At 61.1% G+C, this 13,335-nt stretch carries 12 protein-coding genes; 2 read left to right on the top strand and 10 right to left on the bottom strand.

Features of this window, described 5'->3' with window-relative positions:
- Positions 1-963 (top strand): tRNA dihydrouridine(20/20a) synthase DusA (dusA, locus tag B3849_RS10725; RefSeq protein ID WP_286780110.1); only part of this gene is annotated, 963 nt, incomplete at its 5' end.
- Positions 964-1,000: 37 nt separating this feature from the next.
- Positions 1,001-1,822 carry a sulfite exporter TauE/SafE family protein gene (locus B3849_RS10720; protein WP_278425862.1) on the top strand — a complete coding sequence of 274 codons (822 nt, stop codon included), beginning with the start codon at positions 1,001-1,003 and terminating at the stop codon, positions 1,820-1,822.
- Positions 1,823-1,838: 16 nt separating this feature from the next.
- Here B3849_RS10720 and B3849_RS10715 read toward each other — a convergent pair whose 3' ends face one another.
- From B3849_RS10715 to glpD, 10 genes are all read right to left on the bottom strand, one after another.
- Positions 1,839-2,972 carry an iron-containing alcohol dehydrogenase gene (locus B3849_RS10715; protein WP_278425891.1) on the bottom strand — a complete coding sequence of 378 codons (1,134 nt, stop codon included), beginning with the start codon at positions 2,970-2,972 and terminating at the stop codon, positions 1,839-1,841.
- A gap of 4 nt (positions 2,973-2,976) precedes the next feature.
- Positions 2,977-3,960 carry a class 1 fructose-bisphosphatase gene (locus B3849_RS10710; protein ID WP_278425861.1) on the bottom strand — a complete coding sequence of 328 codons (984 nt, stop codon included), beginning with the start codon at positions 3,958-3,960 and terminating at the stop codon, positions 2,977-2,979.
- A gap of 10 nt (positions 3,961-3,970) precedes the next feature.
- Positions 3,971-5,458 carry a glycerol kinase GlpK gene (glpK, locus tag B3849_RS10705; protein ID WP_286780109.1) on the bottom strand — a complete coding sequence of 496 codons (1,488 nt, stop codon included), beginning with the start codon at positions 5,456-5,458 and terminating at the stop codon, positions 3,971-3,973.
- Positions 5,459-5,611: 153 nt separating this feature from the next.
- Complete coding sequence (locus B3849_RS10700) at positions 5,612-7,333, bottom strand: ABC transporter substrate-binding protein (RefSeq protein ID WP_037943910.1); 1,722 nt, start codon at positions 7,331-7,333, stop codon at positions 5,612-5,614.
- A gap of 71 nt (positions 7,334-7,404) precedes the next feature.
- Complete coding sequence (locus tag B3849_RS10695) at positions 7,405-7,677, bottom strand: DUF2160 domain-containing protein (protein WP_005852584.1); 273 nt, start codon at positions 7,675-7,677, stop codon at positions 7,405-7,407.
- 24 nt (positions 7,678-7,701) lie between these two features.
- The gene (locus B3849_RS10690; protein ID WP_005852582.1) at positions 7,702-8,541 is read right to left on the bottom strand and encodes a carbohydrate ABC transporter permease; all 840 of its coding nucleotides are present in this window, start codon (positions 8,539-8,541) and stop codon (positions 7,702-7,704) included.
- A complete protein-coding gene (locus B3849_RS10685; protein ID WP_037943909.1) occupies positions 8,541-9,413 on the bottom strand; it encodes a carbohydrate ABC transporter permease in 873 nt (290 codons plus the stop codon). Before B3849_RS10685 ends, B3849_RS10690 begins: the two co-directional genes overlap by 1 nt.
- Positions 9,414-9,464: 51 nt before the next feature.
- Positions 9,465-10,544 carry an ABC transporter ATP-binding protein gene (locus tag B3849_RS10680; RefSeq protein ID WP_286780108.1) on the bottom strand — a complete coding sequence of 360 codons (1,080 nt, stop codon included), beginning with the start codon at positions 10,542-10,544 and terminating at the stop codon, positions 9,465-9,467.
- Positions 10,545-10,559: 15 nt separating this feature from the next.
- Complete coding sequence (locus B3849_RS10675) at positions 10,560-11,648, bottom strand: ABC transporter ATP-binding protein (RefSeq protein ID WP_278425857.1); 1,089 nt, start codon at positions 11,646-11,648, stop codon at positions 10,560-10,562.
- Positions 11,649-11,661: 13 nt separating this feature from the next.
- Positions 11,662-13,275 (bottom strand): glycerol-3-phosphate dehydrogenase, encoded by a 1,614-nt coding sequence (gene glpD / locus B3849_RS10670; protein WP_278425856.1) that lies wholly within the window; start codon positions 13,273-13,275, stop codon positions 11,662-11,664.
- Positions 13,276-13,335: the final 60 nt, after the last annotated feature.

Below are 13,335 nucleotides of genomic sequence, written 5' to 3'. Positions count from 1 at the left end.
ATGATGGACTGGACCGACCGGCATTGTCGCTACATGCACCGGCTGTTTTCAAAGCAGACGTTGCTTTATACCGAAATGGTGACCTCGCCTGCCTTGGTACGCGGTGGCGCGATGCATTTGCTGGATCATGATACCTCGGAGCATCCCGTGGCCTTGCAGCTTGGCGGGTCTGACCCGGACGAGCTGGCAGAGGCGGCGCGGATCGGGGCGCAGGCGGGGTATGACGAGATCAACCTGAACGTCGGCTGCCCGTCGGATCGCGTGCAATCGGGCTGTTTTGGCGCGGTGCTGATGGAGCAACCGGCGCTGGTGGCGAAATCCGTCGCGGCGATGCGCCGCGCGGTGGATGTGGACGTGACCGTCAAATGCCGGATCGGCGTGGATGACCAGAACCCCGCCGAGGTGCTGCCCGAGTTTCTGGCGCAGATCGTCGGCGCGGGTTGTGAACGGGTGACAATCCACGCGCGCAAGGCGTGGCTGCAAGGGCTCAGCCCCAAGGAAAACCGCGACATTCCCCCCTTGGACTACGAGCTGGTGCACCGGATGAAGGGGCTGTTCCCGAATCTGCATATCTCGATCAACGGGGGCATCACCTCGCTGGATCAGGCAGAGGCGTTTCTGGACGCCGGTCTGGATGGCGTGATGATCGGGCGCAGCGCCTATCACAACCCGACCGATATTCTGGCGCAGGCGGATCGCCGCATTTACGGCACCGGCGCAGACACCACGCCCGAGGATGTCGTGGCGCAGATGCTGCCCTATATCGACGCGCATATCGACGGCGGCGGCAAGCTGAACCAGATCACCCGCCATATGATGGGGCTCTTTGCCGGTCGCACCGGCGCACGGGTCTGGCGGCGCACCCTGTCCGAGCAAGCCTCCCGCCCCGGTGCCGACCGTCAGGTGCTGCTAGAGGCGCTGGACGCGATGCAAACACTGGCCGAGGCGCAAGAAGCGGTATAGCAACAGGGGCAACCGCACGACATTCAGGATCGCCCCCATGCAAGACCCCACCCTCTTTCTGCAGATTGTCCTTATGATCATGGCCATCGGTGCCTTTGCCGGTGTGCTGGCGGGGCTGCTGGGTGTCGGTGGCGGCATCGTCTTGGTGCCCGCGTTCTTCTATGCGTTCCAAGCACTTGGCTATGACAGCCCGCAGCTGATGCAGATGTGTCTGGCGACCTCGCTGGCGACGATCATCGTAACCTCGCTGCGGTCGGTGCACAGCCACAATAAAAAGGGCGCGGTCGATTGGGCGATCCTCAAGACATGGGCACCGGGGATCGTGATCGGGGCCATCATCGGGATGCTAGTGGTGGCACAGCTGCGCACGAGCGTCTTGCAGGGCATCTTTGGCGGGCTGGCGCTGGTCGTCGGGCTATATATGGCCTTTGGGCGGGCGCATTGGCGCTTGGGACAGGCGATGCCCCGTGGGGCCGCGCGCGCGGCGCTATCACCCTCTGTCGGGTTTCTATCGGTACTGATGGGGATCGGCGGGGGCAGCTTTGGCGTACCGCTGATGAGCCTGTTCAACGTGCCGATCCACCGTGCCGTGGCGACGGCTGCGGGGTTTGGCGTGCTCATCGCCGTGCCCTCTGTCATCGGGTTCCTGCTGGTTGATGCCGCGCCCAACAGCCCGCCGCTGACGGTGGGGGCGGTGAACCTGCCCACCTTTGCCATTGTCATCGCCATGACGCTGATCACCGCACCGCTGGGGGTTAAACTGGCCCATGCGATGGACCCGAAACCGTTGAAACGGGTGTTCGCGGTCTTCCTGATCCTCGTGGCGCTGAACATGCTGCGCAAATCGCTGGGGCTGTAATCCGCCCCGATAGGCGTCAGGCGCGCAGGATGGCAATCAGCTCGTCCTGTGTCAGCGCGAAGGGCGTGCCCTTCATTGAGGATGCACCGGCGGACAGGCGTGCCACCTCTGCGTGATCCTCGGGGTTCAGTCCCATTTCCGCCAGCCTCCGCAGCCCCATCTGACGGGACCAATCGCGCAGGGCGGTGATCCCTGCCCCGTCTTGAACGTCGAATGTCGCATCGATCAGCTCAAGCACCCACATCAGGCGCGTGTGGATCTGCGTGCCTGCCTCTGCCTTTTCCAAGTGAGACGCCAGCACCGCGGGCAGAAGCGCGCCGCAAATCTCTCCGTGGGGGGCACCGGTCTGGCCGCCGATCACACCGGCAAAGCCATGCACCGCCCCCAGCCCCGCATTCGCCAAGGCCAAGCCACCGCAGGTGCTGACCCAGGCCATATCGTCCCACGCTTCCGCTGCGTCTTGCTCAACCACGGCGCGCAGGGCGACCAGCCCCTTGGGGATCGCCGCCTCACACAGCGCATCAGTCATCGGCGTCGCTTTAACCGACAGATAAGGTTCGATCACCTGCGTGACCGCATCCAGCCCCGCCGCAAGGGTGACGCGGCGCGGTGCGCCCTGCATCAGCCCGGCATCCACGATGGCGATATCGGGAATCATCCGCGCGTCGCGCAGGCTGACCTTGACCCCGTGGTCCGGCACGGCAATCACCGCGTTCTTGGTCACCTCTGCCCCCGTGCCCGCCGTGGTCGGCAGCGCGATCATCGGCAAAGGGGATGTATCGAGCGGTTTGCCGCCCCCCACCCCTTCGAGGTAGTCCAGCGGTGCCCCCGCGCAGGGGATCAGCGCCGCGAGCGCCTTGGCAAAGTCGATCACCGATCCGCCGCCAAGCGCTACGACCACATCCGGCCGATCTGCGGACACACTGGCGAGTGCGGCTTCCAACGCAGGCAGGCTCGGCTCGGCCCCGCAGATTTGTGTGGTGACCGACAGACCCGCCGCGCGGCAATCCTCGACCAACCAAGCCGCGCGCGCTGCATTGGAGCCGTGCACGATCAGCACACGCGTCCCAAACCCAGCGGCCAGCGTGGCCGTCTGCGCGGCCTGTCCACGCCCGAAATGCAGCGCTTGCGGAGAGAAGAACGAGAACATCGGCTTAGCTGTCAGCGGCGTCTTTGTGGTAGCTGTCAAGCACGGCAACCTCGTCGCGCGAGCCAAGGATCACCGGAACGCGCTGGTGCGGTGCCGTGGGGGCGACATCCATAATCGCGCCCTGCCCCGTCGACGCAGCACCGCCTGCCGCTTCGATCACCATCGCCATCGGGTTCGCCTCGTACATCAGACGCAGCTTGCCGCCGGTTTTCTGGTTGTTGCTGTCAGCGGGGTACAAAAAGACGCCGCCACGCGTGAGGATACGGTGCACATCCGCGACCATGGACGCGGTCCAGCGCATGTTGAACGACCGGCCACGGGGGCCTTCCTTGCCCGCGACGGCCTCGTCCACATAGCGGCTGACGGGGGCATACCAATAGCGTGCGCGTGACGTGTTGATCGCATATTCCGATGTCTCGGCGGGCACGGTCATTTTGGGGTGCGTCAGGCTGAACTCGCCCGTGTCCGGATCGCTGCTGAAGCCTGCAACCTCGTCGCCCTTGGTCACCACAAACATGGTCGAGGGGCCGTAGATCGCATAGCCTGCGCAAATCTGGTTGCGGCCGTTGTGCAGCACGTTGCGGTCACCATCGGCCTGCACCTGCATGACCGAGAATATCGAGCCCACCGACAGGTTCACATCAAGGTTCGACGACCCGTCCAGCGGATCGAAATACAGCAGGTAGTCGCCCTTTTGCGGTTCTTTCAGCCAAGTAACCTCTTCCACCTCTTCCGACACAAGTGCTGCGACACGCGGGCTGTTGGCACACTCACGCTCGAACACGTCATTGGCCATGATATCCAGCGTCTTTTGCGCCTCGCCCTGCACGTTGATCTCTCCGGCGGCACCAAGGTTGCCCTCGAAGGCACCGCGACGCACGAGACCGGCGATCAGCCGCGCCGCCGAGGCGATGTCTTCCAGCAGAAACACCAGATCGGGGTCAAAGCTGTTTTGGGTCAGATACCGGCGAAGCGTTGGGGCTGTCATGGGGAGTTCCTTAAAAATTCAGGGTCGCGTCGACGGCCTTTTTCCAGAGCGCATATTTCGCGTCGCGCTGGTCATCGTCCATTTTCGGCGTGAATTGGGTTTCCTGTGTCCACGATTTCGCGAACTGTTCCTGATCAGGATAAACGCCCGCGTGCATCCCCGCAAGCCACGCGACCCCGAGGGCGGTGGTTTCATGCACAGTGGGCCGGTCAACGGGGGCGGCGATGATGTCGGACAGGAATTGCATGGTCCAGTCGCTGGCAGACATGCCGCCATCGACACGCAATGTGGGCTGCACGCCATCGGCTTTCCAGTCGGCGGACATCGCTTCGAGCAGGTCGCGCGTCTGGTAGCCGACGCTTTCCAGCGCCGCGCGGGCCATTTCGGCGGGCCCCGTGCCACGGGTCAACCCGAACACCGCGCCGCGACAATCGGGGTTCCAATAGGGCGCACCCAGCCCGACAAAGGCAGGGACAAGCACCACGTTCTGATGCGGGTCCGCCTGTTCGGCCAGCCCTTGCGTCTCGGCCGAATCCTGAATGATCTGCAAACCATCGCGCAACCATTGCACCACGGCCCCCGCGACAAAGATCGACCCTTCGAGCGCGTAGGTCGGCTTGCCGTCGAATTGATAAGCAATGGTGGTGAGCAGCCGGTTTTCCGACCGCACCGGCGTGTCGCCCGTGTTCATCAGCGCGAAACAGCCCGTGCCGTAGGTGGATTTCAGCATTCCCGGCTCGAAACACGCCTGCCCTACCGTGGCCGCCTGCTGGTCGCCCGCGACCCCGTGGATCGGTACGGCAGCGCCCAGAACATCGGGATCGGTACTGCCGAAATCATCGGCGCAATTCTTGACCTCTGGCAACATCTCCATCGGGATGTCGAGCAGGTCACAGATCGAACGGCTCCATCGGCCTTTGCGGATGTCATACAGCATGGTGCGCGCGGCATTGGTGGCATCCGTCGCATGGGAGGCTCCGCCGGTCAGCTTCCAGATCAAAAAGCAATCGACAGTGCCGAACAGCAGCTCGCCCTTGGCGGCACGGTCGCGCGCACCTTCGACGTTGTCCAATATCCACGCCAGCTTTGTGCCCGAGAAATACGGGTCCAGCAGCAGGCCGGTGCGGTCGGTGAACATCTCTTCGTGGCCCGCATCGCGCAGGGTGCGGCACTGGCTGGCGGTGCGGCGGTCCTGCCAGACGATGGCGTTATAGATTGGGCGGCCGGTTTGCTTGTCCCAGACCACAACGGTCTCGCGCTGGTTGGTGATGCCAATGGCGGCGATATCGCCTGCCGTGATCCCTGCCTTGTCGATCGCCCCGCGGCAGGTCGCCTGCGTGGTGCGCCACAGATCATCGGGATCATGTTCAACCCAGCCGGACTGAGGGAAATGCTGGGGGAATTCTTCCTGGGCGCTGGCAATCGACGTCATCGTGTCATCGTAAACGATGGCCCGTGTGGAGGTGGTGCCTTGGTCAATGGCAAGGATATACGTCATGCGCGTCCCTTTGGAAGTGTAGCAACCGTCAGATGGTGCCGTATCCTAGCAAGGGTCGGCAGGCCCGACCAGATGTCAGGGCAATGACGGATGTCGGCGTTGTTGGAAAATCAAAGGTTCCGGGGCCAGCGAACCGGCCCCGGAAAGAGTGGCTTACTGCCAGGATTTGATCAGCTCATCATAGGCGATGGTCTGTGGCTCTTCGTCTTCGCTTTCCAGTTTCGCTTTGGGCGAACCGGGCTGGGACAGCCAGTACTCTGGATCACGCTCTTCGTTCATTTTGGGGCCAATGTCCCCTTGAACGCCGGCACGCTCCAGACGGATCAGGACTTTTTCCTGATCAGCGCACAGGGCATCCAGCGCTTCCTGAGGGGTCTTCGCACCGGACATTGCGTCGCCGATGTTCTGCCACCACAGCTGCGCCAGCTTTGGATAGTCAGGCACGTTGGTACCGGTTGGGGACCACTGAACGCGCGCTGGCGAACGGTAGAATTCAACCAGACCACCCAATTTCGGTGCACGCTCTGTAAAGCTTTCGTGCTGGATCGACGATTCACGGATGAAGGTCAGGCCAACGTGGCTTTTCTTGACGTCCACAGTCTTGGAGGTGACGAACTGCGCATAGAGCCACGCGGCCTGTGCACGGTCCACCGGCGTGGATTTCATCAGCGTCCACGACCCGGCATCCTGATACCCGATCTTGGTGCCTTCGGTCCAATATGCACCGTGGGGCGAAGGTGCCATGCGCCACTTGGGCGTGCCATCTTCGTTCATCACGGGCAGGTCAGGCTCTACCGACGCGGCGGTAAAGGCGGTGTACCAGAACATCTGCTGGGCCACGTTGCCCTGCGCCGGAATCGGGCCCGCTTCAGAGAAGGTCATGCCCGCAGCCGCCGGAGGCGAATACTTCTGCAGCCATTCGATCGCCTTGGTCACAGCATAGACCGCTGCTGGCCCGTTTGTGGCACCGCCACGTGCAACGCAAGACCCCACAGGCTGCGAGTTTTCGTTGACGCGGATACCCCATTCGTCGACAGGCAGACCGTTTGGCTCGCCCACGTCACCGGCACCGGCCATCGACAGCCACGCATCGGTGTAGCGCCAGCCAAGCGACGGGTCTTTCTTGCCGTAGTCCATGTTGCCAAAGACTTCGCCTTCGACGCCAAGACGCGACAGGTCGCGACCGGTGAAGAATTCGGCGATGTCCTCATATGCGGACCAGTTGACCGGAACACCCAGATCGTAGCCATATTTCTCTTTGAAATCAGCCTTGTTCTGTTCGTCGTTGAACCAATCGTAGCGGAACCAATACAAGTTCGCGAACTGCTGGTCGGGCAGCTGGTAAATTTTGCCATCGGGGCCGGTCGTGAACGACAGGCCGATGAAGTCTTCAAGGTCGAGACCGGGGTTGGTCACGGCCTTGCCTTCGCCTTCCATCCAGTCGGACAGATTGCGGGCTTGCTGATAGCGCCAGTGCGTCCCGATCAGGTCGGAATCGTTGATATAGGCGTCATAGATGTTCTCGCCCGACTGCATTTGCGTCTGCAGCTTTTCGACAACGTCCCCTTCGCCGATCAGGTCATGGGTGACCTTGATGCCGGTGATCGCTTCGAAAGCGGGGGCCAGAACGGTGGATTCGTAGGTGTGCGTGCCGATTGTCTCGGACACGACGTTGATCGACATGCCTTCAAACGGTTTTGCAGCGTCGATAAAGAACTGCAGTTCGGCTTCCTGGTCTTCCCGCGACAGCGCGGAGAGATCGCCGATTTCCTTATCAAGGAAAGCCTTTGCGGCCTCCATGTCGGCGAACGCAGGTGCGGCAAACATGCAAGCCGCAAGCCCGATCGCAGTCGTTCCCTTTAAGCGCAAGTTCATGATGTTCCTCCCTAGAATTGAACATTTGAGAGGTCCGGTTCTTGCAGGCCGGCCCCCCTTATTTTCCTTTCCTAGACCCAGCGGAAAACCGCGATGGCATAGAAAAGGCAGACAACCAATGCCCCCCATTGGGGCGCACTGAGCAGCCCGAGCCAAGCCAGATTGATAAAGGCCGAGCCCAGAAGCGTGATGAACAACCGGTCACCGCGCGTCGTTTCCATCCCCAGTATACCGGCGCGCGGCACTTCGGGGAATTTGATTGCAAGGATCGTAAAGGTGATCAGCGTCACCGCGATGATCCCAAAGAAAGCGGCGGTGGGCCAAGTCCAAGCCATCCAGTCCATAATGTTTCCTCCGGTCTTTCTTTGTTAAACGCGGCCCAAGGCAAAGCCTTTGGCGATGTAGTTGCGCACGAAATAGATCACCAAGGCACCGGGCACGATGGTCAGCACCCCTGCCGCGGCCAGCACGCCCCAGTCGATCCCGGCGGCACCCACGGTACGGGTCATGGTGGCGGCAATCGGCTTGGCGTCCACGCTGGTCAACGTCCGGCTCAGCAACAGCTCAACCCAGCTGAACATGAACAGGAAGAAGGCCGTGACCCCGATCCCCGAGGCGACCAGCGGCGTGAAGATGCGGATGAAGAAGCGCGGGAAGCTGTAGCCGTCGATATAGGCCGTCTCGTCGATCTCTTTCGGGACGCCGCGCATGAACCCTTCGAGGATCCACACCGCCAGCGGCACGTTGAACAGACAATGCGCCAGCGCCACAGCAATATGCGTGTCGAACAACCCGACGGAGCTATAAAGCTGGAAGAACGGCAGCGCGAAAACCGCGGGCGGGGCCATCCGGTTGGTCAGCAGCCAGAAGAACAGGTGCTTGTCGCCCATGAAGCTGTAGCGCGAGAAGGCATAGGCCGCCGGCAGCGCCACCGCGAGCGAGATCACCATGTTCATCACCACATAAGCCATCGAGTTCAGATAGCCCGTGTACCAGGACGCATCCGTCAGGATCGTCATATAGTTGTCGAACGTCAGATCACGCGGCCACAGGGTAAAGCTATTGAGGATCTCTGTGTTGGTCTTGAGGCTCATGTTCAGCAGCCAGTAGATCGGCAGCAGCAAGAACAGCAGATAGAGCGCCATGACAACCGCATTGCCCTTGATCTTGGGCAGGGCAAACCCTCTTTTTTGTGCAAGATCAGACATCAGTGGCCATCCCTTTTATCAAGGTTCGTCATCACGGTGTAGAACACATAGGAGATCAGCAGGATCACCAGATAATACATGATCGAGAACGCCGCCGCAGGACCAAGGTCGAACTGTCCGAGGGCCATCTTGACCAGATCGATCGACAGGAAGGTGGTAGAGTTACCAGGCCCCCCGCCCGTCACGACGAACGGTTCGGTGTAAATCATGAAGCTGTCCATAAACCGCAGCAGGATCGCGATCATCAGAACGCCCATCATCTTGGGCAGCTCGATATAGCGGAAGACTTTCCAGCGGCTCGCCTGGTCGATCTTGGCCGCCTGATAATAAGCATCGGGGATGGATTGCAGACCAGCATAGGCCAGCAGCGCGACCAGTGACGTCCAGTGCCAGACATCCATCACGATCACAGTGATCCATGCGGCATAGAAATCCTGGGTGTAGTTATAGTCGATGCCCAAGGCCGACAGCGTGTAGCCCAACAGGCCAATGTCCACGCGGCCAAAGATTTGCCAGATGGTGCCCACAACGTTCCACGGGATCAGCAGCGGCAGCGACATCAGAACCAGACACAGCGAGGCCCAGAACCCTTTCTTGGGCATGTTCAGCGCCACGAAGATCCCCAACGGGATTTCAATCGCCAGAATGATCACCGAAAACGCGATCTGGCGGCCCAAGGCGTTCCACATCCGCTCTGATTCAATCATCTCGCGGAACCAGTCGAGGCCAGCCCAGAAGAACTGGTTGTTCCCGAAGGTATCCTGCACCGAATAGTTCACCACGGTCATCAGCGGGATCACGGCAGAGAAAGCCACCAGCAGCAGCACGGGCAACACAAGGAACCAGGCCTTTTGATTGACGGTCTTGTTCATGACGCGGTCCTTTCAGCGAGGGTCAGCGGGAAAGCGGCGGATTGGATCATCTTAGGCCCCCTGCGGCGCAACGCGCCAGCTGTTGGCATAGACATTCACCCCGGCAGGGTCGAAAACAATGCGGTTCATATCCGGAGAAATCTCGGCACCTTCTTCGGCGATCACGTTGATTTCATTGCCATTAAAGTCAGCACGCACGATCTTGTGGCGGCCCACGTCCTCGATCCGCTTGATCGTGACAGGCAGCCCCGCCTCGCCCGTGGCAAGCCGTGTGAATTCGGGGCGCACGCCCAGTTCGACCTTGCCGTCCAGCGGCGCAAAGCCGTGGCCCAAGGCGATCTCGTGGCCGCCAATGACGGCCTTGTCACCGGTCACCGTCGCGTCCAGCACATTCATACCGGGCGAGCCGATGAAATAGCCAACGAAGGTGTGCTGTGGTGTCTCGAACAGCTCTTGCGGGGTGCCCATCTGCACAACGCGGCCGTCATACATGACGACAACCTTATCCGCAAAGGTCAGCGCCTCTGTCTGGTCATGGGTCACATAGATCATCGTGTGACCGAATTCATGGTGCAGTGATTTCAACTGCGTGCGCAGTTCCCACTTCATATGGGGGTCGATCACGGTCAGCGGCTCGTCGAACAGCAGCGCGTTCACGTCCTCGCGCACCATCCCCCGCCCGAGCGAGATTTTCTGTTTCGCATCCGCCGTCAGCCCGCGCGCCTTGCGGTTCAGCATGTCTTCCATGCCGATCATCCCCGCGATCTGCTGCACGCGCTGCGCGACATAGGCCGCATCCGCGCCCCGGTTGCGCAGCGGGAACGCCAGATTGTCGCGCACGGTCATCGTGTCATAGACCACCGGAAACTGGAAAACCTGCGCGATGTTGCGCTTGGTCGTGGGGTCGTTGGTCACGTCACGGTCGTTGAACAGGATGCGGCCCTGACTGGGGTGCAGCAGGCCCGAGATGATGTTCAGCAACGTGGATTTCCCGCAGCCCGACGCGCCCAAAAGCGCATAGGCCTCGCCGTCCACCCAATCGTGGTTCAGCTCTTTCAGCGCAAAGTCATCTTCGCTGGTGGGGTTGGGCAAATAGGAATGCGCCAGGTTATCAAGGGTGATTTTTGCCATTGGTCCGGTCCTCCCTCAGGCCGCTGCCGCATAGGATGCGGGGGCCACGGATGTGCCGTCTTCGGCAAAGATGTAAACATGTGTCGGGTCAAGATAGACGTTCAGCGGAGCCCCGATCTTGAGGTCTTTGACCCCGTGCACCAGACCGACCCAGTTTTCACCGTGGTGATCGAGGTGGATAAAGGTTTCCGACCCTGTAATCTCGGTCACGTTCAGCTTGCCCGCAAACTCCAGCGCGTCGTCAGACTGCTTGGACAGTTCAAGGTGATTGGGGCGGAAGCCCGCAACATAGCTGCCATCGGCCACGGTCTTGAAGTTCCCGAAGGTCGCGACCGTGTTGCCATCGCCAAAGGTCAGCGTGTCGCCTGCCTTGGTGATGTTGAGGAAGTTCATCGGCGGGTCAGAGAAGACGCGAGCGGTCGTGGCATCGACGGGCTGGCGGTAGACCACGGGGGTCAGGCCGAACTGCGTGATGCGCCCTTCCCACAATGTGGCGGTGTGCCCGCCCAGCAAAAGCGCCTCTTCGGGTTCGGTCGTGGCATAGACGAAGATCGACCCTGCTTCTTCGAAGATTTTCGGGATCTCGGCCCGCAGCTCTTCGCGCAGTTTGTAGTCGAGGTTCGCCAGCGGCTCGTCCAGCAGTACAAGCCCCGCGTCCTTGACCAAAGCCCGGGCCAGCGCGCAGCGTTGCTGTTGCCCGCCCGACAGTTCCAGCGGCTTGCGGTCCAGCATCGGCGTCAACTGCATCAGATCGGCGGCCTTGCGCACGGCGCTGTCGATCTCGTCCTTGGATTTTCCCAACAACCGCATGGGGCTGGCGATGTTGTTGTAGACGGTCATCGACGGGTAGTTGATGAACTGCTGATACACCATCGCCACACCGCGATCCTGAACGCGCATGCCGGTGACATCCTCGCCGTTCCAGATCACCTTGCCGGTGTTGGGCACATCCAGCCCCGCCATCAACCGCATCAGGGAAGTCTTGCCCGCAGATGTCGGCCCCAGCAGCACGTTCATGGTGCCGGACTGCAGCTCAAGATCTGTCGGATGAATATGCGTCTGGCCGTTTGCGACCTTGGACACGCCTTGCAAAACGAGCGACATGTTCCTCTCCCCTTCACGCGCCAGTGGCGGCTGTAGTGTTGTCGGCGGGCGTGGCGGTGGTTTCCACCATCCATGCTTCCAACGTGTTCAATTCATCCGCGTCAAGCCGCAGGCCCAGTTTGGACCGGCGCCAGATGATGTCGTCAGCGGTGCGGGCAAATTCCTTGTCGATCAGCCACTTGGCCTCACGCTCGGTCAGGGTCGCACCGAAATCACGCCCCAGATCTGCCGCGGTTTGCGCGTCGCCCAAGACATCAAATGCCTCGCGCCCATAGGCTTTGACCAGACGATCCGCCCAACGTTGGGTCAAAAAGCCGTAGCGGTCCTGCAACTCTTGTTTCAACGCCGCCACGCCGTCTACCGGAAAATCGCCGCCAGGCAAGGCGACACCCGCCGTCCAGGGTTTGGCGTCATTGGCGAAATAGGGCTGGATCTTCTCTAGCGCGCTTTCGGCCAGACGGCGGTAGGTGGTGATCTTGCCGCCAAAGACATTCAGCACCGGCGCACCGGCGGATGTGTCGACCTTCAGCACATAATCCCGCGTTGCCGCCGTGGCAGAGCTCGCCCCGTCGTTATACAGCGGGCGCACGCCGGAGTAGGTCCAGACGATATCGTCGGTGGTGATCTGCTTTTTCAGGTATTTGGACGCAAAGCGCACGAGGTAGTCCTGCTCCTCGGGGGTGCAGACCGGCTTTTCGGACACATCCGCATGGTCGGCATCTGTGGTGCCGATCAGGGTAAAATCCGTCTCGTAAGGAATGGTAAAGATGATGCGCCCGTCTTCGCCTTGGAAGAAGTAGCATTTGTCGTGATCATACAGCTTGGGCGTCACGATGTGGCTGCCCCGCACCAGCCGCACCCCTTCCGAGGAATTGATGCGCACGGTGTTGCGGATCACGTTTTCCACCCACGGGCCACCGGCGTTGACCAGCATCTTGGCCTGTACCACGCGTTGGGGGCCGCCGTCTTTCGGTTCCAGCGTGACCTGCCACACGCCGTCCACCTGCTCGGCCGAGACGACCTTGGTGCGGGTGTTGATCCGTGCACCACGGGCTTGGGCGTCGCGAGCGTTCAGCACCACCAGACGGCTGTCTTCGATCCAGCAGTCGGAATACTCATAGGCTTTTTCGAACTTGTCCTGCAGCGGTGCCCCCTCGGGGGCCTGCGTCAGATCGACCGCGGTCGTCCCCTTGAGGATCTGCCGCCCGCCCAGATTGTCATACATGAACAGACCCAAGCGGATCAGCCACGCAGGGCGACGCCCCTTCATCCACGGCATGAACACGTTGAGCAGCTTTGAGGTGGGTGTATCCCCCTCGAACCGCATATCCTTATGATAAGGCAGCACAAACCGCATCGGCCAAGAGATATGCGGCATCGCTTTCAGCAGGGTTTCGCGTTCGATCAACGCCTCGCGGACAAGGCGAACCTCCCAGTATTCCAGATAGCGCAGCCCGCCGTGAAACAGCTTGGTCGAAGCCGAGGATGTTGCCGAGGCCAGATCGTTCATCTCTGCCAGCTCGACGCTAAACCCACGGCCCACGGCGTCGCGTGCAATGCCGCAGCCGTTGATCCCTCCGCCGATCACAAAGAGATCGACGCTGTGTTCTGTTTCAAGCTGGCTCAATGAAGCCTCCCCGCATCATTTTCGCGTCTCGCAGCTAGGTTTGCGGGACGTCGTGACAAA

It is taken from the genome of Sulfitobacter sp. UBA4523 (assembly GCF_002388305.1).
Taxonomy (GTDB): domain Bacteria; phylum Pseudomonadota; class Alphaproteobacteria; order Rhodobacterales; family Rhodobacteraceae; genus Sulfitobacter; species Sulfitobacter pontiacus.
The sequence above is the reverse complement of the archived record's forward strand: the minus strand, read 5'-3'. Positions and strand labels throughout refer to the sequence as shown.

What these genes read in the sequence shown, in the direction of transcription:
- B3849_RS10710 (WP_278425861.1), bottom strand. Translation starts at nt 3,960, where the DNA reads ATGACAGCCCCAACGCTTCGCCGGTATCTGACCCAAAACAGCTTTGAC.
- B3849_RS10700 (WP_037943910.1), bottom strand. Translation starts at nt 7,333, where the DNA reads ATGAACTTGCGCTTAAAGGGAACGACTGCGATCGGGCTTGCGGCTTGC.
- B3849_RS10690 (WP_005852582.1), bottom strand. Translation starts at nt 8,541, where the DNA reads ATGTCTGATCTTGCACAAAAAAGAGGGTTTGCCCTGCCCAAGATCAAG.
- B3849_RS10680 (WP_286780108.1), bottom strand. Translation starts at nt 10,544, where the DNA reads ATGGCAAAAATCACCCTTGATAACCTGGCGCATTCCTATTTGCCCAAC.
- B3849_RS10715 (WP_278425891.1), bottom strand. Translation starts at nt 2,972, where the DNA reads ATGTTCTCGTTCTTCTCTCCGCAAGCGCTGCATTTCGGGCGTGGACAG.
- B3849_RS10675 (WP_278425857.1), bottom strand. Translation starts at nt 11,648, where the DNA reads ATGTCGCTCGTTTTGCAAGGCGTGTCCAAGGTCGCAAACGGCCAGACG.
- B3849_RS10685 (WP_037943909.1), bottom strand. Translation starts at nt 9,413, where the DNA reads ATGAACAAGACCGTCAATCAAAAGGCCTGGTTCCTTGTGTTGCCCGTG.
- B3849_RS10720 (WP_278425862.1), top strand. Translation starts at nt 1,001, where the DNA reads ATGCAAGACCCCACCCTCTTTCTGCAGATTGTCCTTATGATCATGGCC.
- B3849_RS10695 (WP_005852584.1), bottom strand. Translation starts at nt 7,677, where the DNA reads ATGGACTGGATGGCTTGGACTTGGCCCACCGCCGCTTTCTTTGGGATC.
- glpK (WP_286780109.1), bottom strand. Translation starts at nt 5,458, where the DNA reads ATGACGTATATCCTTGCCATTGACCAAGGCACCACCTCCACACGGGCC.